The sequence below is a fragment of the Mitsuokella jalaludinii DSM 13811 genome (genome assembly GCF_000702905.1).
GTDB lineage: Bacteria > Bacillota > Negativicutes > Selenomonadales > Selenomonadaceae > Mitsuokella > Mitsuokella jalaludinii.
On record NZ_JNKR01000011.1, the window covers coordinates 1 to 21,336 of the forward strand.

Annotated in this window: 21 protein-coding genes and 1 other annotated feature; of the genes, 14 read left to right on the top strand and 7 right to left on the bottom strand. The window is 56.2% G+C overall.

Annotation, left to right across the window (positions count from 1 at the left end; genetic code table 11):
* Together T518_RS11620 and T518_RS06790 are read right to left on the bottom strand one after the other, a co-directional pair.
* On the bottom strand, positions 1-243 hold a 243-nt coding region (locus tag T518_RS11620), incomplete at its 3' end, for a transposase-like zinc-binding domain-containing protein (protein WP_162177214.1).
* Between the two features lie 219 nt (positions 244-462).
* The gene (locus T518_RS06790) at positions 463-1,314 is read right to left on the bottom strand and encodes a C45 family autoproteolytic acyltransferase/hydrolase (RefSeq protein ID WP_162177216.1); all 852 of its coding nucleotides are present in this window, start codon (positions 1,312-1,314) and stop codon (positions 463-465) included.
* 291 nt (positions 1,315-1,605) lie between these two features.
* Between T518_RS06790 and T518_RS06795 the strand changes: the two genes are divergently transcribed.
* Positions 1,606-2,571 carry a metallophosphoesterase family protein gene (locus T518_RS06795; RefSeq protein ID WP_036377320.1) on the top strand — a complete coding sequence of 322 codons (966 nt, stop codon included), beginning with the start codon at positions 1,606-1,608 and terminating at the stop codon, positions 2,569-2,571.
* A gap of 44 nt (positions 2,572-2,615) precedes the next feature.
* Positions 2,616-3,131, top strand: coding sequence for a nitroreductase family protein (locus T518_RS06800; protein ID WP_036377436.1), 516 nt, complete (start codon positions 2,616-2,618; stop codon positions 3,129-3,131).
* 180 nt (positions 3,132-3,311) lie between these two features.
* Here the strand turns inward: T518_RS06800 and T518_RS06805 are convergent, their stop codons facing one another.
* Positions 3,312-4,211: a LysR family transcriptional regulator gene (locus T518_RS06805; RefSeq protein WP_036377323.1), complete on the bottom strand. Its 900-nt coding sequence runs from the start codon at positions 4,209-4,211 to the stop codon at positions 3,312-3,314.
* Between the two features lie 126 nt (positions 4,212-4,337).
* On the opposite strand from T518_RS06805, the gene T518_RS06810 reads away from it, so the two are divergent.
* The 4 genes from T518_RS06810 (at position 4,338) to T518_RS06825 (ending at position 8,845) form a co-directional block, all read left to right on the top strand.
* Positions 4,338-5,132, top strand: a complete 795-nt coding sequence (locus T518_RS06810) for an MBL fold metallo-hydrolase (protein WP_036377326.1) — start codon at positions 4,338-4,340, stop codon at positions 5,130-5,132.
* Positions 5,133-5,500: 368 nt separating this feature from the next.
* Positions 5,501-6,385 (top strand): fructosamine kinase family protein, encoded by an 885-nt coding sequence (locus tag T518_RS06815; protein WP_036377329.1) that lies wholly within the window; start codon positions 5,501-5,503, stop codon positions 6,383-6,385.
* A gap of 132 nt (positions 6,386-6,517) precedes the next feature.
* A complete protein-coding gene (locus T518_RS06820) occupies positions 6,518-7,693 on the top strand; it encodes a PP-loop family protein (RefSeq protein ID WP_051652236.1) in 1,176 nt (391 codons plus the stop codon).
* A 33-nt stretch (positions 7,694-7,726) separates the two neighbouring features.
* On the top strand, positions 7,727-8,845 hold the full coding sequence (locus T518_RS06825; protein WP_036377330.1) for a sensor domain-containing diguanylate cyclase: 1,119 nt from the start codon (positions 7,727-7,729) through the stop codon (positions 8,843-8,845).
* Positions 8,846-8,951: 106 nt separating this feature from the next.
* Here T518_RS06825 and T518_RS06830 read toward each other — a convergent pair whose 3' ends face one another.
* The 4 genes from T518_RS06830 to T518_RS06845 all read right to left on the bottom strand — a co-directional run bounded on the left by T518_RS06830 (position 8,952) and on the right by T518_RS06845 (position 13,165).
* Complete coding sequence (locus T518_RS06830; protein WP_036377333.1) at positions 8,952-10,109, bottom strand: glycerate kinase family protein; 1,158 nt, start codon at positions 10,107-10,109, stop codon at positions 8,952-8,954.
* A 51-nt stretch (positions 10,110-10,160) separates the two neighbouring features.
* A complete protein-coding gene (locus tag T518_RS06835) occupies positions 10,161-11,546 on the bottom strand; it encodes a GntP family permease (RefSeq protein ID WP_036377335.1) in 1,386 nt (461 codons plus the stop codon).
* A gap of 172 nt (positions 11,547-11,718) precedes the next feature.
* Positions 11,719-12,861, bottom strand: a complete 1,143-nt coding sequence (locus tag T518_RS06840) for a CdaR family transcriptional regulator (RefSeq protein ID WP_072003586.1) — start codon at positions 12,859-12,861, stop codon at positions 11,719-11,721.
* Between the two features lie 97 nt (positions 12,862-12,958).
* Entirely contained in the window at positions 12,959-13,165 is a 207-nt protein-coding gene (locus tag T518_RS06845; RefSeq protein ID WP_036377341.1) for a hypothetical protein, read from the bottom strand.
* Between the two features lie 214 nt (positions 13,166-13,379).
* Between T518_RS06845 and T518_RS06850 the strand changes: the two genes are divergently transcribed.
* The 8 genes from T518_RS06850 (at position 13,380) to T518_RS06885 (ending at position 21,336) form a co-directional block, all read left to right on the top strand.
* Positions 13,380-14,084 carry a hypothetical protein gene (locus T518_RS06850; protein ID WP_051652233.1) on the top strand — a complete coding sequence of 235 codons (705 nt, stop codon included), beginning with the start codon at positions 13,380-13,382 and terminating at the stop codon, positions 14,082-14,084.
* A 107-nt stretch (positions 14,085-14,191) separates the two neighbouring features.
* Positions 14,192-14,453: a binding site (T-box leader), on the top strand.
* An 83-nt stretch (positions 14,454-14,536) separates the two neighbouring features.
* Positions 14,537-15,160 (top strand): phosphoribosylanthranilate isomerase, encoded by a 624-nt coding sequence (locus T518_RS06855; RefSeq protein ID WP_036377444.1) that lies wholly within the window; start codon positions 14,537-14,539, stop codon positions 15,158-15,160.
* A gap of 1 nt (position 15,161) precedes the next feature.
* Positions 15,162-15,956, top strand: coding sequence for an indole-3-glycerol phosphate synthase TrpC (gene trpC / locus T518_RS06860; RefSeq protein ID WP_036377343.1), 795 nt, complete (start codon positions 15,162-15,164; stop codon positions 15,954-15,956).
* A 45-nt stretch (positions 15,957-16,001) separates the two neighbouring features.
* On the top strand, positions 16,002-17,189 hold the full coding sequence (trpB, locus tag T518_RS06865; protein WP_036377346.1) for a tryptophan synthase subunit beta: 1,188 nt from the start codon (positions 16,002-16,004) through the stop codon (positions 17,187-17,189).
* Positions 17,189-17,992: a tryptophan synthase subunit alpha gene (gene trpA, locus T518_RS06870; protein ID WP_036377349.1), complete on the top strand. Its 804-nt coding sequence runs from the start codon at positions 17,189-17,191 to the stop codon at positions 17,990-17,992. Before trpB ends, trpA begins: the two co-directional genes overlap by 1 nt.
* A gap of 49 nt (positions 17,993-18,041) precedes the next feature.
* Entirely contained in the window at positions 18,042-19,541 is a 1,500-nt protein-coding gene (locus T518_RS06875) for an anthranilate synthase component I family protein (protein WP_036377352.1), read from the top strand.
* Positions 19,522-20,103, top strand: coding sequence for an anthranilate synthase component II (locus T518_RS06880; protein WP_036377355.1), 582 nt, complete (start codon positions 19,522-19,524; stop codon positions 20,101-20,103). The genes T518_RS06875 and T518_RS06880 overlap by 20 nt, the downstream gene beginning before the upstream one ends.
* 135 nt (positions 20,104-20,238) lie before the next feature.
* The gene (locus T518_RS06885) at positions 20,239-21,336 is read left to right on the top strand and encodes a hypothetical protein (protein ID WP_036377358.1); all 1,098 of its coding nucleotides are present in this window, start codon (positions 20,239-20,241) and stop codon (positions 21,334-21,336) included.

Genomic DNA, 21,336 nt, shown 5'->3' on the forward strand with positions numbered 1-21,336 from the left:
GGACTTGCCACAATCCTTACATACATATCGCTGTGTGCCATCTTTACGATGACCATTGCGAACCACATGGATACAGCCACAAAGAGGGCATACACGACCATTTGCAAAGCGTTCCTTTGCTACGAAATCTTCAATATTCAAAGACTTTACAAAGGCAGGACTTAAAAGCATTGTTTTAAGGCTTTCCTGCTCTGCGACAGTCAACTTACCGATAATATCTAATGCGTCTTTGATAGTAGGCATATCCAATTACCTCCTTCGGTGGTACTGTTTCTTACTATTATTATACGATATTTCTCGTCAAAAATCAACCATTTGTTGTGACAGAGCCATTTAAAAAACCTCATGGAGAATACAGGATGGTCCTTGAATGAAGCAATGCGCGTATTGAAGATTCCACCCAATAAGGAAGCGCATTACAGACGGCTCATCAAAAAGCACTGACTGTGGTGAAATTTTATTTTATTGGGGTGTGATATTGTCGAATATCTCCTGTTTCGTGAGTCGGACCGTCTGCTCATGTCCGGCAGCGTCAGCTGCGGCCCGGTATTTCACATAGACCGTGAAATCTCCGTCCGGACGCAGCCAGACTACCATTTGAGCCACTGTCTGTGTATGGCTCGTCTCATCGCCTGTACGCCATAGCGAATTGACCGGACCGGCGGTCTGATCCTCGCCGATGCGAATGAAATCAGCGAGCGTATACTGTTTTTGAGTCTGCAGCAGTTCCATGACCCGGTCATAGCGTTTATGGCTGCTCTCATAATACTTCTCATTTTGCGCCGCCAGATCGGTGCTCAGATAATGGTTCGTATGGGCCAAGACGCCGTTCTGACGCCTCTCTATGCGCACTTCTCCGTTCAGCCCGCCCTCTATCCAGGCGACCTCACTGCGGTCAGCCAGCATGACGAACCGCACGCCTCGGAATAGTTCCGGATGATGCACCGCCTCCTTGACCGTTGCATAGCGCTCCAGCACCTTGCGCAGTGTTCCTTGGACCGGCGGATGAGCTTCGGCAGCTGCGGCCTTCTGCTTCTTCGTCACCGAGCTGACTGCCGCCGAATAGGCCACGAGTCCTGCCTCATTGACACCGCCACGCAGCTGATGACGCTCGAACGGACCACCATAGAGACCATAATAACGATAACCGCCTGGCTGGCGCGGTTCTGCTAGATGCAGTGACTGTTCCTGCGGCCGCCAGTCGCGGTTCTTTGCTGCTATCGTACCGCCGTCTGCTACAGCCGTTCCCTGCGCAGCATAAAGTGTACAGGCCAATGCTGGCACAGGAATACACAGCAACATTGCTCCGAGCATGCCTGCTAGTGCTCCCCGTAAGCCTTTGCCAGACTGTCCTAGCTTACCATGTAGCTGGCTTTTATTCATTTTATATCACTCCAAATCGTACACTATATCGCCAACATAACACAAAAAACTTTATCCTGCAAGAGTCGCAGCTTTTCACAGCTGTGGTTGTGCGTCTAAAAGACGGTATGGTATAATTGATAGATAAAAGTTGGAGGCTTCGCAGACATTGCGTGGGATGATGAAGTAGCTGGTTAGTGGTAAACTACTGTCTTATCACTTGTGGGGGAGATGGATAGATGCATGATGAACAGGCGTACATTCATAAAACGAGCACTATTGGGAGCTGGAGCCTTGTATCTGTGGCCATGGCAATCTTGGACGCCAGTGTGGGGGAGCGAGCGTGCCTATAAACGCCTCGTTGTGCTCGGTGACCCACATCTGCCGGTGCGCGTGGAGAAGCATCCGGACAAAGCGAAGCGTCAGGCTATCGTAGCGGCTAAACTGCGCGCCATAGCCGATATAAATTCCTGGCCGGATGTCGATGGCATAGCAGTTGTGGGTGATATCGTGGCCCGCTACAGTATCCCGAGTGAGTATGATTTCATTCGTCAGTATTTTTCAGGTGTCAAGGTGCCACTGTACGTCATCGATGGCAATCATGAGATCCTATATGAGGATGAACCGAATGAGAACGGTAAGCTCGTGAAGGGTGATGCCGAATCCAGGCGGCGCAAGTTGCAGCATTTCTGCGAGTTCTGGCAGCTTTCGAAACCCTATTACAGTCTTGATCTTGGCGGATGTCATCTGATATTCCTAGCGACAGAGGGGCCATTGCCTACGCAGATAGGTGCTGAACAGTTCGCCTGGCTAAAGAATGATTTGGCAGAGCACCCGCAGCCTACGCTGATATTCTTCCATGGACCACTCATGGGGACGTTGCTGAACTATAACAACTCGGTGAACAAGAATCGGACCGTGGCTCAGCCGGTCAATGAGCTGCATGATTTGCTCATGTCCAATCCGCAAGTGCGTCTCTGGATTTCGGGACATACGCATACACCGGCTACAAATGACAGCTTTGCGGCTCCAGAAATCAATATGTATGGCTTGCGGATTATGAATATACACAATAGCGATATGGACAGAAAACATATCTGGACGAATTCGCTGTATATTTATGGCGACCATATCGATATTCGGACATTCGACCATAGAAGTCAGGACTGGATCGAAAACTATGATCGACAGATAAGACTTGATGATTGAGTGAAACTAAGTTAGGATAGATAATGAATAAGAGGTTGATGAACATGGCATTTATGGATTTGGCTAAGTCTAGATATTCGGTACGGAAATTCAGCGACAAGCCCATTGAGAAGGAAAAGTTGGATGCTATCCTGGAAGCCGGGCGCATTGCTCCGACGGGGCATAACTACCAGCCTTATCGGGTGTATGTGCTGCAGAGCGCGGAAGCACTGGAGAAGATCCGGGGGCTGACTCGCTGCGCGTTCAACGCGCCGGTCGTGCTGATGGTGACGGTGCGCAAGGATGAGGAATGGGTCAACCCGTTTGAGCACAGCATTCGCGCTGGTGAACAGGATGCGAGCATCGTGGCTACCCACATGATGCTGGAGGCTTGGGATCTCGGCATCGGCTCCTGCTGGGTGAACTTTTTCCCGGTGACGAAGACGGCGGATGCCTTCCAGCTGGAACTGAATGAGGTGCCTTTGCTGTTGTTGCCTATTGGTTATGCCGCGGCAGGAGCAAAGGCTGCCCCTCAGCACGCGCAGCGTAGGAGTAATGACGAGCTTGTAAAGGTATTGTAGTATCGCGCGGAGCAGTGGCAGTACAATCTCTTGAATGTCGTCATGCTGTACCTCGGCAATCGCAAGACCCAGGACAGCCTGATCGAGATGCTGCGCATCAAAATAAGGGCTTTTCAGCGTCATCCAGTTCTCGAAGCGTTGATCACTCGCTTTACACGAGCACACAAGATTCCATCAGCATCAGCTGGTGAGATTTTTTTTATGTATCCACTCTAAAAGAAAGTCACGGAAAAGGCGGCTTGCCTTTGTCGTGCGGACCTGCAGGTTTGCTACGAGATAGATTATCTGCCCGCCATTTTCTGCTTTCAGTCTTCGGCTCACGATATCTGGATGTGGGTATAGGGCATCCGCATAGTCGTAGCCGATGTTGATGGCCTTGTTTTCAAGGAGAAGCGCGCGGATGATGTTTTCATCAGCCGTTTCCGCAAGGATGTGGATCTGTCGGCCGGGCACGAGGATGTGCTGGTCGATATTGTGGCGGAAGCAGTCATAGGCACGGCCCTTGCTGATGATGGTCTGACCGTCCAGGTCGTCATAGGTCAGAAACGGTTTTTTCGCCAGAGGATGTGATTTGTGCATCCGTACACTGTAATTGCTGAAAAAGAGGGGGATTCCTTCAAAACGCGTCTCGTCCAGCGGCCCCGTTACGATGGCAAAGTTGCATTGCTGCGCCGTCAATGCGGCTAGAGCCATGGCATCTGTCGTATCTACGATGCTGAGAATGATGGAAGGATACGCCTCATGGAAGTCGTTGATCAGGGGCGCACCGAGATAGGCGAGCACATGGTCGAGTGCATGAATGGTGACCACACTTTTTGACTGCGCCGCGAGCGTGTGGAGGCCGCGTATGGCGTCGTATTCCTCTAGGAGACGTTTTGCATGAGGCAGCAGGATTGTTGCGTAGTCTGTTGGCATGACTCCTTTTATGCTGCGTACAAAAAGCGGCTGCCCCAGCTCTTCCTCAAGTAGACGGATTACCTTGCTCACGCCTTGCCTTGAGACAAATAGCCTGTCTGCGGCTGTCTTTATGTTCTGTGTCTGATAGACGGTTACGAAATACTGAAGCTGTTTCTGATTCATAGCGCACCTCCTGTGCTCATTATAGCGCAACTATATAGTTGCTTCAATCATCCCTTTATCTTCTTTTCCCTGTGTCATGACTCCGCTATAATGAGGCATATAAAGAACGAGGAGGTTTTGCATACTATGAAAATCACACAGATCCGCAACGCGACTAACCGTCTGGTATATGCCGGTAAGACGTTTCTCATCGATCCCTGGCTTTCCCCGAGCCACATGTTCACTGTCGCCGACGTGCCCGGGCATCCCTACCATATCCCTGACCAGGTGAAGGAGCATCTGCCGATGCCGTTCTATGACCTTCCCATGTCTACAGAAGAAATCCTGAAAGATGTCGACTGCGTCATCGTCACGCACCTCCATCCGGACCACATTGACATTTCTTTCGCCGACGGTACTGTAGGCGCCCCACTCGATAAGGCCGTACCCATTCTCTGCCAGAACGAAGAAGATGCGGTTGTCCTGAAGAAATCTGGATTTCAGGATATCACCATCCTTCCGAAAGAATGGATGAAAATAGGAGATGCCATCATCCGTCAGGTTCCCGCTCTCCACGGCACCTATATCCCCTGCGGGAATGCCATGGGCGTCCTCTTTGAAGCAAAAGACGAAAAGACATTCTATCTTGCTGGCGATACCATCTGGTATGAGGAAGTCGCTGCAACCATTGAGAAATTCCGACCAGAAGTGATCGCCCTCAATGCCTGTGCAGCGGAGACTCTCGAGAATGGCCGTTTGATCATGGGGGATGAAGATGTCTGGAATGTGTCGCTTGCAGCTCCTGATGCCAGACTCTATATCACGCATATGGACAATGTTGCTCATGCATCCATCACTCGTCATGCGATGCGCGGCCGACTGGCCTCTCGTGGCGTCGTGAATTACGATATGCCAGCCGATGGCGAGAGCGTTGTATATTGATGGATACCAATCAATCAAACTATTTGACTGAGACTTGCGTACAAGTTCGACAGATTCGTTTGCATGTGGTAACAAAATTGTGCTGTGGTAATTTTTGCGTTGTCAATCATCTGGAATCCTAGTAACGTCCATCGCACTGTGCTTGTTGCGATAAACTATACGCACAATATACAAAGAGACTGTTGAATCCTTATAAATAAGGGCTTTTCGGCGTTATCCAGTTCTCGAAGCGTTAATCACTCGCTTTACACGAACATACAAGTCCCACCGGCATCAGCTGGTGGGGCTTTTTGTATGCAGGAATCACGCGGGCTTGTCGCGAAGGATATATCTGTTTGGATGAAGCATGCAGGAAAGGATGAATCGTTATGCAGGAAGATCTGGAAACGTGCCTGAAGCGGCTGTTTGGCGCGGAGGCGAGGATTGTAGCGCAGTCACCTGTCTCGGGCGGCGATATCAATGAGGCGTATCATCTGGTGCTGCAGGATGGGCGTGATCTCTTTATGAAGTGCCATGAGGATGTGGCGGATGATTTCTTTGCGGTGGAAGCGGACGGCCTGAAGGCGATGCGCGAGGCGGGGGCCAGGACGCCGGAGGTACTGGCATTTGGCCGGAATGGAGACGGCAAGTCCTTTCTGCTCATGACGTACGTGCGTCCGTCCAGGCCGCGGCGCGACTATTGGCAGAATCTCGGCCACATGCTCGCCGCGATGCATCGGGCGGACACATCTGCCTGGACGAAGGGCAGGCGCTTCGGCTTTTACGAGAATAATTACAGCGGCTCAATCCGGCAGAAGAACCGGGTCCATGACAGCTGGGTGGAATTCTTCCGGTCGCAGCGCCTCCTGCCGCGCCTGGAGCTCACGCAGCAGTACTTCACGCCGGAAGACCGCCGCCGGGCGCGCTATCTGCTGGATCATCTCGAGGCGTATCTGGAGGAACCCGCGTATCCGTCCCTGCTGCACGGCGATCTTTGGTGCGGCAATGTCATGCTCGGCTCGGACGGCGAGGCTGTGCTGATCGATCCGGCCGCGGCGGTCGGCAATCGCGAATTCGACATCGCGATGACGCAGCTCTTCGGCGGATTTGAGCCAGCGTTCTACGATGCGTATCAAGAGGCGGCACCATTGGCACCGGACTATTCGGAGCGGCGCGACCTGTACAATCTGTACCATCTGCTCAACCATCTGTACCTCTTCGGCCGCGCCTATCTCACCGCTGTCACGCGCATCATCCGCCACTATGCAGGTTGAGCCCTGCTCAGGGCTTTTACGTCTCCGGGGAAGGCATGGCTTGGCCTGGCTATTTGGTGGCCCATTGTGGTACAATGAAAGATACGGCACAGGATTGTGCAATCGCGAAACGAAAAGGAAGAATGTATGGATATGACCGCTTTTATTGATGCTTGGAAGACGAAACAGGAAATCACTGTGGAAGAATTGGCCGCGCTGCCTGAGAATGAGGTCGAGCTCGTCGACATCCGCGATGAAGTGGCCTTTGAGCGCGGCTCTCTGCCGGGGGCTCATAACCTCAACCCTCTGGAACTGCAGCAGGGCGGATACGATCTGCCCGAGGACAAGCTCATTGTCTGCATCTGCATGTGGGGAAAAATCAGCCTGGGCCTCGCGCAGAATCTCCGGCAGCAGGGATATACCGCCGTTTCGCTGCAGGGCGGCTATGCGCTCTGGCTGCAGCGGAAGCTGGAGCGCGAGACGGCTGAGGCGGCCGAGGATGAAGAGCGCCTCAAGCGCATTGAGGGCTCGCTGCGCAAGAAGTTCAAGCATAAGATTTCCACGAAGTTCGTCGAAGCCGTCTGCAAATTCGACCTCGTGCGCCCCGGCGACAAGATCGCCATCTGCATCTCGGGCGGCAAGGACTCGATGCTCATGGCGAAGCTCTTCCAGGAGCTCAAGCGCCACAACAAGTTCCCGTTCGAGCTCGTCTTTCTCTGCATGGATCCCGGCTACAACGAGATGAACCGCCGCATCATCGAGGAGAATGCGAAGCTCCTCCATGTGCCGCTGACGTTCTTCTCGACGGACATCTTCGAGTCGGTCTTCCATGTGGAGGAGTCGCCGTGCTACCTCTGTGCCAAGATGCGCCGCGGCTACCTCTACCGCAAGGCCCGCGAGCTCGGCTGCAACAAGATCGCGCTCGGCCATCACTTCGACGATGTGATCGAGACGAATCTCATGAGCATGCTCTACTCCGGCGCCGTCCGCACGATGATGCCGAAGGTCAAGAGCACGAGCTGCCCCGGCATGGAGCTCATCCGCCCGCTCTACTATGTCCACGAGGCGGATATCAAGCGCTGGCGCGACGACAATGGCCTCTACTTCATCCAGTGCGCCTGCAAGTTCACCGAGACGTGCTCGACCTGCCACACGGACGGCACGACGGACTCCAAGCGTCTCGAGGTCAAGAAGCTCATCGCAAGGCTTGCCGCGACGAACAGCCAGGTCCCCGGCAATATCTTCCATGCGCTCGAGAATGTCAATCTCGACACCGTCCTGAAGTACAAGCAGGCAGGCGAGGAGCACACTTTCCTGGAACAGTATTGAGTGTGGGGACAATAGAAAGGCAGGGTAGGCACGATGTGCAAATTGAGCGAGGAGATCTACCGCGATGGACTTCACGACAGGGCAAGAGCAGACCTGAAACACCTCATGGAGAGTACGGGCTGGTCCTTGGTAAAGGCGATGCAGGTGCTGCGCATTCCGCCTGAGGAGCAGGACCGCTGCCGAGAGGAACTGGAGCGCTTCGAGCCGGTCAAGGATTCTTTCCGAGGGAATCCGGGCGATTTGTCGGAGGAGAACCGCATCCTGAGGGAGCTGATGGATGTAGTGCCGATTGGCTGCTATATCCTGCGCCCCGATCGCACGGTCCTCTATTGGAATCCTGCCGCCGAGCATATTCTCGGCTTCTCCGCTGCGGAAATGCAGGGGAAGCGGTGTGTCGACATGCCGCTGGGCTGTTCGTTTACCAACAGCGATTGCATTGAGGGGGCGTACTGTCCGGCCATGATTGCCTGTGCGACGGGCCGCTCCAAGTCACTCGAGATGTTCATGCGGCACAAGAACGGCAAGGATATCCTGATCCGCAACACGTTGGCGCCGCTGAAGGGAGCAGATGGCAAGGTCGAGAAGCTCATCTCGTTCTTTGTCCCGCTGACGGATGTGGATTATGATCAGGGACTCATCCGGGCCATCTATGAGACGGCGACGCGGGATCCGCTCACATGCCTGCCCGGGCGGAAATTCATGGAGGTCTGTCTCGATGAATCGATGGAGATCTATCGGCGGACGGGGCAGCCGTTTGCCGTGCTCTTCACCGATGTCAATAATTTCCACGACATCAACAATACGTATGGCCATAGCGTCGGCGACGACATCCTGCGCAGGCTCGGCATTGCTTTGCGGAAGTACGGCAGAAAGGCCGATAAGTTCTGCCGCTGGGGCGGCGATGAATTCGTGGGCCTGCTTCATCTGAAGACGCTCGACGACATCCGGGGTGCGGCGAGACGCTTCTTGAAGATTGCCAACAACTGCGAGTTGATCGAAGATGGTCAGACGGTGGTCTGCCGTGCCTCGATCGGCATCACAGCCGTCCGCAAAGAGGATACGATAGAGTCACTCGTATCCCGTGCCGACCGCTACATGTACCTGGCCAAGAAGCGCACAGGATCCCAGATCGTCACGGATTTTGATGTTTGACTGCATCGGTCTGTCCCCTGGGATGGAGCGCACAGCTGCCGTGCATGGCTGTGATTGGACAAAAAACAGCGCCGTCAAGGTGAGTTTCATCTTGGCGGCGCTGTTTTCATGCGCGCGATGCGACTGTTTGGTGGATGAGGTGCATGACCTGCTGGACGGTTTGGCGGAGATTCTGTTCGGTCGTCGCGCGGTCCATGGCTTCCTGCAGTGTCATGGGGGCGTGCAGGATGGGGAAGTATGCATCAATCCCATGTTGGTTGATGCGCTCGGCATCTCGGGCGGCAGAGCCACAGAGGGCCACGGTGAGGCAATGGGGTTGGCAGGATTTTGCCAGCTGGGCGACACCGGCCGGGCCCTTGCCCATAGCCGTCTGCTTGTCCATGCGCCCCTCGCCTGTGACGAGCAGGTCGGCCTTGGAGAGTGCCTCTTTGATGCCGATGGCCGAGAGGATGAGCTCGCTGCCTGGGGTCAGTGTGCCATGCAGGAAGGTGTGGAAGGCAAAGCCAAGCCCGCCGGCGGCACCGGCTCCGGCCATCTCCTGTCCCTTGATGCCGCAGGCTTTTTCGGCCAGCTGGGCAAAGTGATGGATGTCGTCGTCCATGCGTGCGACGATTTCCCGCGTGGCCCCTTTCTGCGGTCCGAAGACATTGGAGCAGCCTTCCGGCCCGCAGAGCGGATTGGTGACGTCGCAGGCAATCTCGAATGTGCAATCCTGAAGGCGGGAGTCGGCCTGCCGCGCGTCGATCTGCGCCACATCGGCGAGGTCTCCGCCTGCGACCCCAGCACGGCTGCCGTCTGCCTTCAGGAAGCGGAAGCCGAGTGCCGTGAGCATGCCGAGGCCGCAGTCGTTGGTCGCACTGCCGCCAATGCCGATGATGAAATGGCGGCAACCCGCGTCGATAGCCGCGAGGATGAGCTCGCCGAGCCCGTACGTCGTCGTGTGGAGCGGGTTGCGCTTTTCAGGCGGCACAAGGGGAAGCCCCGAGGCATCCGCCATCTCGATGACAGCCGTATTCGTGTCCGGCAGGAGCCCGTAGCGGCTCTCGATTTTCGTGCCGAGTGGCCCGGTGACAGGCACCTTGACAATGCGGCCATTCAGCCCCTGTGTCATAGCGTCTACCGTCCCTTCACCGCCGTCGGCCAGCGGGAATACGGAGACGGCATCGTCGGGATAGACATCTTCGATGGCCTGCTTCAGGAGCCTGCCGGAGTCGACAGAGGAAATACAACCCTTGAATGAGTCAATCGCAATTACAATGTTCATGATATGTCCTTTCTAGCATGTCGTGGATCGTAGATATGGATGGGTGTATTGTCAGAGCAGGACGAGTGATGCGAGGAAGATGGCAATCATGGAAACGATGCCGACAATCAAGGTCATCATCGTCTGTGTACGGTAGCCGTCCTGTGGATCCATGCCGGTGAAATTCGTGACGACCCAGAAGTAACTGTCGTTGGCGTGGGAGACGGTCATGGCACCGGCGCCGATTGCCATGACGGTGAGCAGTGCAGCCATTTCACTGTTCAGCCCCAGGGCGGTCATCATGGATGCGGAATCCGAGAACATGCCCATGATACCAGCCGTCGTCGTGATGGCAACGGTAGAAGATCCCTGTGCTGTCTTGAGGATGGCTGAGATCAGGAAGGGGAAGAAGATGCCGACGCTGGCGAGGAAATCAGCATTTGCTTTCATGAATTCGACAAAACCTGCTGCAGTGATTACTTTGCCGAGCACACCGCCGGCTGCCGTAATGAAGAGGATGGGGCCGACGGTCTTCATCGTCTCGTCGGTGACATGGTAGAAATCCTTCATCTTGCCGGTCACACACAGCAGGTAAACGGCAAACAACAGGCCGACCGTCAGAGCGATGATCGGTGTGCCGAGGAACTTGATGCCGGTTGCAATCGCCCCCTGCATGCCGGCCATGGAAGCGATGGAGCCCAGGGCCATGAGCAGGATCGGGACTACGATGGGCGCAAAGGAAGAGGCTGCACTGGGCAATTGCCCAAAACTCTTGACGAGTTCATCATAATCTCGTTCATCTGCGTCATTTTCTTCGCTGCTCTCGGTTACAGGGATGTTCTTTTTCGCGATGTAGAGGGAGAAGAGGTAGACGGCCAGGAGTGCGGGGATTGAAGCTGCTATGCCCACGAGAATGACCGCGGCAAGATTGTCGGCAATGCCCAAAGATCCGGCCGCCGCAATTGGTCCGGGCGTCGGAGGGATGAACACATGGGCGGTGTAGAGACCGCCAGAAAGGGCGACTGCCATGCCGACAGGGCTGATTCCCTTGATCTTCCGGCAGATTGCCCTGCGTATCGGGTTCAGGATGACAAAGCCGCTGTCACAGAAAACAGGGATGGAGACGATCCAGCCCATGAGCATCATGGCCAGCTGTGGATGGCGCTCACCTACGCAGTGAATGACGACGTCGGCCAGCCGGATGGCGGCGCCGGTGCGTTCCAGGATGAGCCCAATCAAGGCACCGAGGATGATGACGATGCCGATGCTGGCGAAGGTTCCGGAAAAACCAGCACCGATGATGCCCGGGATTTTCGCGAGAGGCAAGCCTACGACGATGGCCAGCAGGAGAGATGTCCCCATCAAGGAGAGGAATGGATGGATCTTCCATTTGGAAATCGCGACGATCATGAGCACGATTGCCAGGAAAAATGTGATTAAAAGTGGTATGCCTGTCATAAGATGACCCCCTTCGATGAAAATGCAATCGTTTCTTGCATATGGAGTGATGAATTGCATCTATAGTATATCATGTGGAAGAGTGGGTATATATGGTACAGGTACCATGTATTTTACTATAATTATAGACTTTGTACCATTGAAAAGCAGTTTATTCAAATAATTTAAGTACTTATGCTTTGCAAAAGCCCGTCAGGTGAATGTCCTGATAGAAGTAAAGGACGACATAGAAGACAGCGCTGGAGCGCAGTGATCGCGGGTCGTATCCGGTTCGCAGCGCTATTTTTTTCAGATGCTGCTGCAAAGTGTTTTTGTGGATGTAGAGAGCGGCAGCCGTCTTCGTGATGGAGCCATCGTGTTCAAAGAAACACTCGAGCGTATGGATGGCATCAGCCAGTTCCATTGTCGAATACCCATGAAAGATCTTTTTGACATATTCTCGCTTTGCCGCGAGCGGAATGAGGTCGGCAAAGATTTCCATATTGATCTCATCGTATCCCTTGATGTGTACGGTGCCCTTTCGGTGACAGGAGCAGAGTGCCTTGCGTGCCTGCTCGAATGCCTGGCGGAGTTTTGTATTATCGACGGCAGGAGAATCCATCCCGAAGCAGAGATCTACACCGCGCGCTTGCGCGTACTTCAGCAGTTTGTCGGCAAACGCATAGAGCTGCGGCTCTGAGCGCATACCGGTCAGGAACACGATCATCTGGTTGTTGGTGAGGACGCAGCATGCAGCATCCAGGCGCTGTGCTTCTATTTTCAGCTGCGAGGCGATGTCTGTGACCCGATGCGGCTCGGGCGACTCCACGAAATCGGCTACGACAATGCGGCGCGGTATGCTGAGGTCGATGTTCAAGAGACTGGCGCGCTCCACCTGTTCTTTAGACAGGAATGTTTCGCTGTGTTCCAGGAGTTCGCGCAGGAAGAGCTGCTGCTGGTATTCCAGATGGCTCTGTGCTTTCTGGTATTCCTGTTCGTGCACAAGGAGTTCGGTCATCTTCCGGATGACATTTGCCAGAGGCAGGATGGTTTCGTAGACGCCGGTGATTCCTAAGACGCCGATCGGCTCGCCCTCGACTTGCAGCATGAAATTCGTTCCGGGGCGCGCCCCGGGGTATTCATCATAGCGGTGGATGCGGAGTTCGTCGAGATTGTCCTGTATGATGCGGGCTGCACCGCCGTGGAAGGATTGGACGCGCTCGGGATCGGTGCTGGCAATAATGATGCCCTCTTTGTTCATCAAGTTGATTTTCTGAGGCAGGACGGTATTGATTTCGTGTACAATGGCTCGTGCTTGCTGTTCTTGTAGCTCCATATATCTTCCTTTCTTGTTTCTTGTCGTTCAGTCGCGGGGCATCTGACCTTATAAAAAATCCGGCAGGGGGTTCGTCCTGCCGGATTTTTTTCATGCCTTATTTCTTGAGTGCAGCCTTGAGCGTTTCCGTCATGGCTTTCTGCACGATGCGAAGGACATCCTCGACGACTGCGTTGTACATGTCACCGCCGTCAACGACGCCGCGGCCGTTCTCCGTGAGGAAGAACTTCTTCGGCGGCTCGTTTTCCTTGTACGCCTCGTTGAGCTTGTCCTGGACGAGCTTCTCGATTTCCTGTTCCGTCATCCTAGTCACCTCTTTCCCATAATAACCTGCATTTATTATTATACGACATCTTGTGCGTTTTTTCCTTGTTTTTTTGAAATAAACTTGCGAGAATCGCGCGTTTTGCAAATTCAATCGATTTCTAATTCCTTGCTAAAGTCAACTTAAATGCCTTTCGCTATAGTGTAAGTATCAAGAAGGAAAGAATCAGCTGACAGAAAGGCGTTGATGAATTATGATATGGAAACAGCGTAAAATCGTGGCCGGCATCGTGGCTGGCCTGGTGCTGACGGCGGGCGGCTTTGGCGTGCTCTCGGCACAGTCACAGGACAAGGCGGCTATGCAGCCGCGCTACTGCATGACGCAGGGAGAGCGGCCAGATGGCCAGCCGCCGCGGATGACGACGGATGAGGTAGCTAAGCACATTGCTGCGTCGTTCGGCGTGGACGAGAAGCAGGTCAAGAGTGCGCTGGACGACAATAAGGATTTCCGCGACATCGGTCAGGCGGCTATGTTGGCCAAGATCAGCGGCAAATCCTTCGAGGATGTGCTGGCTCTCAAGACGGATGACAAGGACTGGCGCACGATCGGCAGGTCGCTTGGCGTGACGCGCGAGAAGGTGGCATCGGTGCGCTGCGAGATGACGGCCAAGGACCTGAGCCAGGACGGCAATGTCGATGAGACGACGGCCATGAACCTCCTGAAGGATGGCTATGAGCCATGGGATATCTCTTGGGCAGCGGCACTCGCCAAGGCGGCGGACAAGGACATCCAGTCGGTGCTCGACCTCAAGAAGATCAACAACCGCTGGAGCGATGTCGCCGAGCAGCTCGGCGTGGACCGCCGTGCCCTGCAGAAATTCCGCGGCCCCGGCCCGCGCAGCATGGGCTGGCATCACGGCCCCGGACCGATGATGGACGATTCCGCGATGGATGACTGATGACCGTGCTGCCTGTGATACCTGTGATAGAAAAATTTCTGCACAGGGCTTGACATCACATGTAAAGTCGAGTAATATAATAGCCATCAACAAGTTAACAGTGTTACACAAAATCATCGAACAGGAAATAGTAGCACAGCCACTATCCCGACAGCGAGCCGTCGATTGGTGCAAGGTACGGCGCGATATGCTATGTGAATGGTCCTGCGAGAGCTCACCGAAATCCTTTCCGTGGAAGGAGGGGAGAGTAGGCTGGGACGGCCGCCACCGTTAAAGGGCTACGGTATCGGAAGGATTTCCCGTACCGGAAATGAGGAATGGCTATACCATTTGAAACGGGTGGTACCGCGAAGATTTTTCGCCCCGCTGAGCAATCTGCTCGGCGGGGCTTTTTGATTGATTTTTTTGCAGGTGCTTTTTGATGTGGACAAAGGATCGTGAGGGATGGAATGATGCTCAAGGCGAAATTGTGTGGTATGAAGACGGTCGGGGCGGCTCGTGCAGCGGAAGGTGCGGGCGCGGATTTCATCGGCTTCATCTTCTGGCGACGGAGCCATCGCTTCGTCGAGCCGGAGCAGGCCGCCCGAATTGTCGAGGCCGTGCCACATGTCAAGAAAGTGGGCGTATTCGTTGATGAGACACCGGAGGTGGTCAACCTCATCGCAAGGCAGTGCCATCTCGACTTTGTCCAGCTGCATGGTCACGAGGATGCGGCCTATGCGGAGCAGATGGAAGTCCCCGTCATCAAGGCCTACCGCTACGGTGACGGCTTCTCGGCAGAGGCTGCCAATGCCTATCCCGCCGCGATGATCCTCGTCGATGCCTACCAGGAGGGCGCGGCCGGCGGCACGGGAACGCGCTTCGACTGGCAGCGGGCGCAGCGCGAAGTCGCTGCGGTCCGGAAACCCGTGCTCATTGCGGGCGGCATCAGCGAGGCAAATGTCGGCGAGGTCAACGCGATTTTCCATCCGTTTGCCGTCGATGTCTCAGGCAGCTTGGAAGTCCATCGTGAGAAGTCAGCAGAGCGCATTGCCGCCTTTATGGCGCAGATAGACAAGATCAATGGGAGGAATTGACGTGCGGGATATATTAGCAGAGATTGTCGAGAAGAAGAAGGGCATCGTAGCCGATGCCAAGCGGCAGATGCCGCTCGATGAGGTGAAGCGGGCGCTCGTCTGTGGGAACTTCGAGATGGCACACCGCTTCCGCGAGCGCAAATGGAACCTCATCGCGGAGTGCAAGCTCCAGAGCCCCGCAAAGGGGAGGCTCTGCCGCCGCTACTCTGTCACGGAGCTCGCGCATATCTACGAGGACAATGGTGCGAGCATGCTCTCCGTGCATACGGACCCGCATTTCCTCGGCTGCAATGAGGATTTCCGCAAAGTCCGCGCGGAGGTCAGCCTGCCGCTTTTGCGCAAGGATTTTATCATTGACGCATACCAAATCTACGAGGCCAGGATGCTCGGCGCCAACGCTGTACTGCTGATCGCGCGCATCCTGACGCCGGAGACGCTCAAGAAGTTCCTCTACACGGCGTGGAGCCTCGGCATGGATGCGCTCGTCGAAGTCCACGATCGCCGAGACATGGAGGCGGCGCTGGCGACGCCGGCGGAATTCATCGGCATCAACAACCGCAACCTCGTCTCGTTCACGACATCAATCGAGCAGACGATGGAGCTGTTGCCATATGCCGACAGAAAGCGCACGCTGATCAGCGAGAGCGGCATCTTCACGGGTGAGGATGCAAGGCGGCTGCGCTCTGCGGGCTGCGACGGCATCCTCGTCGGCGAGGGCCTTGTCCGGGCGGACGATGTCGCCGCGCAGACGCGCCTGATGGCCGCTGCCGGTGCAGAACAGCAAGATATGGCCTGATTCCCACAGGACATACGAGATAGAGATGAGAAAGGAAGTACAGAGATGAACACGAAGGGCAGATTTGGTAAATTTGGTGGACAGTATGTGCCGGAAATCGTCATGCCGGCGCTCAATGAGCTCGAGGCGGCTTATGCCAAGTACAAGGACGATCCGGATTTCCAGGATGAGTTCAAGATGTACCTGCGCGAGTACGCAGGCCGTCCGACGAACCTCTACTACGCCGACAAGCTCACGAAGTATTACGGCCGCGCGAAGATCTTCCTCAAGCGCGAGGATCTCCTGCACACGGGCGCCCACAAGATCAACAATGCTCTCGGGCAGGCATTGCTCGCGAAGCGCATGGGCAAGAAGCGCATCGTCGCGGAGACGGGCGCTGGTCAGCACGGCGTCGCTTCGGCGACGGTCGCCGCGCTCTTCGGCATGGAGTGTCATGTCTTCATGGGGGCACTCGATGTCGAGCGCCAGAAGCTCAACGTCTTCCGCATGAAGCTGCTCGGCGCAAAAGTCATTCCCGTTTCGTCCGGCACGGGCACGCTCAAGGATGCGACGAGTGAAGCCATCCGCTACTGGGCGACGAACATCACGGACACGCACTACATCATAGGCTCGGCTGTCGGCCCGCATCCGTATCCGACCATTGTGCGCGACTTCCAGAAGGTCATCGGCGAGGAGATCCGCGAGCAGGCCATTGAGAAGATTGGCGGCCTGCCGGATTACCTCCTGGCCTGCGTCGGCGGCGGCAGCAACGCCATCGGCACGTTCTACGACTTCCGCAACGACCCGTCGGTCAAGAAGTTCGGCGTCGAGGCGGGCGGCCGCGGAGAGGCGCCGACGGACAATGCCAAGACGCTCTCGGGAGCCGGCGAACCGGGCATTCTGCACGGCGCTTTCAGCTATCTGCTGCAGGACCCGGATGGCCAGGTCGTCGAGGCGTATTCCATCTCGGCCGGACTCGACTACCCGGGTGTCGGACCGGAACATTCCTATTATAAAGATGAAGGGATCGTCAAGTACGTCTCGGTCACAGATAAGGAAGCGCTCGATGCATTCCAGCGCCTCTCGAGGGTCGAGGGCATCATCCCCGCAATGGAGAGCTCGCATGCGCTTGCGTACCTTGACAAGCTCATGCCGCAGACGCATCCCGATGAGTCGGTCGTCGTCACGCTCTCGGGCCGCGGCGACAAGGATGTACAGATGGTAGCAAAAGTTCTTGGGGAGGAGATTGACTGATGAGCACGCGTTTGGATAAAAAGATGGCTGAACTCAAGGCAGCCGGCAAAAAGGGGATTTTCATCTATATCACGGCTGGTGCGCCAGACGTGGAGACGACGCTTCGGGCTGTTCGCGAGGCGGAGAAGGCCGGTGCTGACGTCATCGAGCTCGGCCTGCCGTTCTCTGACCCGATGGCGGACGGTCCCGTCATCCAGTCGTCATCGGTCTGCGCTCTGAAGAACGGCATGACGCTCAAGAAGGAGCTCGAGATCGTGCGCGAGATCCGCAAGTTCTCGGAAATCCCGCTGATCGGCATGGGCTACATCAACAACATGTACCACTACGGCTTCGAGAAGTTCGTCACGGACTTCAAGGCGGCCGGCATGGACGGCATCATCGTGCCGGATGTGCCGCATGAGGAATCGGGCGAGATGCGGAAGATCTGCGCGGCCCACGACTTCCATCTGGCCGAATTCATCACGCCGGGCACGACGGAAGCGCGCATGGCAGAGACGTGCAAGGGCGCGACGGGCTTCATCTACTGCGTCTCGAACAACGGTGTCACGGGCGTCAAGAAGATCGACTACTCGACGATCGGCGCGGTCTGCGCGAAGGCGCGCAAGTTCACGGACACGCCGCTGGCTGTCGGCTTCGGCATCGGCTCGCCGGAGGCCGCCGTCGAGGCTGCGGCCAAGAGCGATGCTGTCATAGTCGGCAGTGCTGTCGTCAAGCGCCTCATGGACGGACGCTTTGCAGAGGCCATGGCGCTGATCGGAGCCATGCGCGAGGCCCTCGATGCGGCGTACGGCAAGGATGCCTGACCGCCATATTATCGGATATCCTATGTGTGACATGAGAGGAGCAATCATCATGGAACTCAAACCATCGCGGGAGGCGTTCTGCAAGCTGGCAGCGGAGACGAATCTCATCGCCGTTGCCAAAGAGATCAATATGGATCTCGACACGCCTGTATCTGTTTACTATAAACTCGTCGGCGAGAAGAAGGGCTTCATCCTGGAATCCGTCGACACGACGCACCAGCAGTTCGGCCGCTTTTCCTTCATCGGTGCAGAGCCGTTTGCCCGCCTGCAGGTCTTCAAGGACAAGCTCATGATCAACGAGAATGGCCTGATGAAGTGCATCGTGGGCGAGCCGGTTGAGACGCTCAAGACGTACATGCAGGGCTATAGGCCTGCCGTCGAGGATGCTTCACTGCCGCTCGCGAACGGCGGCATGGTCGGCTACCTCAACTACGACATCGTCGCGACGTTCGACCGCGTGCGCGGCATGGAACTCGGCGAGGAGGAGCTTCTCGGCCAGTTCATGATCTGCCGTGTCCTCGTCGTCTACGATGCGCTGCACAACAGCGCCCGCCTCATCTGCCTGGCTGATACGAAGGGGCGCGATGCCGATGAGGCGTACGATGCTGTCGTCGAGAAGATCGCGAAGGTCGAGGCACGTCTCTCGGCACCGCTCGCGCCGCAGGCTGGTGAGACGGCCAAGCGCCGCGAGAAGGTCGACTTCCTCAAAAAATTCGGCAAGGCGCCGGAGGACTTCCTGCAGGCCATCCACAAGGCCAAGGAGCACATCTTTGCCGGCGATATCTTCCAGGTCGTGCCCTCGCGCCAGTTCCGCGAGAAGATCACGAAGCCGTGCTTCCACTTCTACCGCCGCCTGCGTCAGGTCAATCCGTCGCCCTACATGTTCTACTTCAACTTCGGCCCCGTCAAGCTCGTCGGCGCTTCGCCGGAGATGCTCGTCAAGGTCGCAGGCGATGCGGTCTACACGTACCCGATTGCCGGCACGCGCCGCCGCGGCCGCGATGCCGCTGAGGATGCAGTCCTTGCCAAGGATCTCAAGGGTGATACGAAGGAATGTGCGGAGCACTCGATGCTCGTCGATCTCGCGCGCAACGACATCGGCCGCATCAGCGAGCCGGGGACAGTCCGCGTGACAAAGCTGCGTCAGGTCGAGTACTTCAGCCATGTCATGCACATGGTCTCGGAGGTCGTCGGCAAGCTCAAGAAGGGCTACACGCCAATGGATGTGCTGCGCGCGACGTTCCCGGCTGGCACGGTCAGCGGGGCGCCGAAGCTGCGCGCGATGGAAATCATCCGCGAGCTCGAACCAGTCAAGCGCAATTCGTATTCGGGCACAGTCGGCTACATGGATTTCTGCGGCAACATGGACATGTGCATCACGCTGCGCACCATGCGCATCGAACATGATGATACAGCGGTCATCCAGTCCGGTGCCGGCATCGTGGCCGATTCTGTGGCGGAAAAGGAGTACCAGGAGATCCTGCAGAAGTCAAAAGCCCTGTTTGAAGTCGTAGAGGAGGTCGAGAACGATGCTGTTGCTTTTAGATAATTACGACTCCTTTACCTACAACGTCTACCAGCTGTTGGCGGAGCTTGGCGCGGACGTCGAGGTCATCCGCCATGACCAGACGACAGTGGCCGAGATCGAGGCGAAACAGTACGCGGGCATCGTCATCTCGCCGGGGCCGGGCGTCCCGAGGGATGCGGGCATCAGCGAGGATGTCATCCGCGAACTTGGCGGCAGGGTGCCGATTCTCGGTATCTGCCTCGGCCACCAGGCCATCGGCGAGGTCTTCGGCGGCAAGGTCGTGCGCGCGGGCGAGATCGTCCACGGCAAAGTCTCGCGCATCCGCCACAACGGTCGCGGCCTCTATGAGGGACTGCCGCAGGACATCGAGGTCGGCCGCTATCACTCCCTGATCATCGACCGCGCGACGCTGCCCGATTGCCTCGAGGTCACGAGCGAACTCGCCGACGGCACGATCATGGGCGTGCGACACAAGGAGAAAGACATCGAGGGCATCCAGTTCCATCCAGAGTCCATCCTGACTCCGTCGGGACGGACGATGATGCAGAACTTCCTCAACCATCTCAAGGGATACGAGCAATAAAATCAAAGAGAAATCGGGAAATCCTTCTTTCGAGAAGGATTTTTCTCGTATCTCAGAGAATAGTGTAGAGTATCGAAAACGAAACGCAGCAGTTCGCAGGCGCATGCGACATGCGGGAATAGAGGAGGGAATTCGATGAAGTTCCATTTCATGAACGGCACGATGCGTGCCACAAGCAGCAAGAAGAAGATGACCGCCATCCTGCTGGGGCTGACCATGACCCTGGCACCGTATGGGATGACAAGCGCAGAGGCGGCACAAGCCGCAGAGCATCCTGCTGCGGCGGCAGCCGTGACGACTGAAGCGGCTGCACCGCAGGCGGCTAATGCTGCAGACGGAAAAGCTATAGCGGAAAAAGCAGAGGCTGCTGCCGACAAAGAGGCAGGCAAGGATGAGGCGAAGGGGGCCGTTGCAGCACAAGAAGTCGTCACGATCGATGCGAGGAGCTCGCTCGACCAGGACTTCGACCAGCTGGCAGAGGTCAAGAACGGCACGTATGACTTCAATCTCGCGGCTTCGACGCCGAAGGGCAGCACAGGGCTGACGAGCGACATCACATTTGTCTCGGAGCCGTACGCGCGGGCGAAGGGCACGATGCGCATCACGGTCACGCTGCCGGGCGCGCCGGCCTTTGAGCGCGAGCTGGCCTACTACATCCGCGAGACGGAGAAGGCTACAGCATTCTACTGCAAGCTCGGCCACGGCGAATGGCAGAAATCCGTCACGCCGCGCAAACCGGCCGACAAGAAGGTCAATGACTTCTGGTCCGCTGCCTTCTCCGACGGCTTCATGGACATCGCCAAGGATGTATCGTTCGGCGTACAGGAAGGCGCCAACCAGACTTATCTCGTGACGGTCGACGGCAAGGCGTTCGGGAAGCTGCTTGCTGATCAGATCGTGCCGACGGCTAAGGATGAAGTGATGCAGAAGACGCTGGCGGAGATCTGCCGCAGCCTGCCGGATTTCAGCTACACAGTCACGATCGACACGGAGAAGAAGCTGCTGACGGATGTCCACGCCAATCTCACGGAGCCCATCCGCAAGGCCGCATCCATCATCGTGAAGCGCCGTGACATGCCGCGCTCGGAGCGCGAGCAGCTGCTAAAGGACATCCGCGAGAGTACGGTAGACTTCCACCTGCAGGGACGCGATTTCAATACGCTCGAGGATGTGCAGGTACCGGCCGATATCCTGGCGAATGCCAAGGCGACGGACCTGCCGATGGGAGAATGA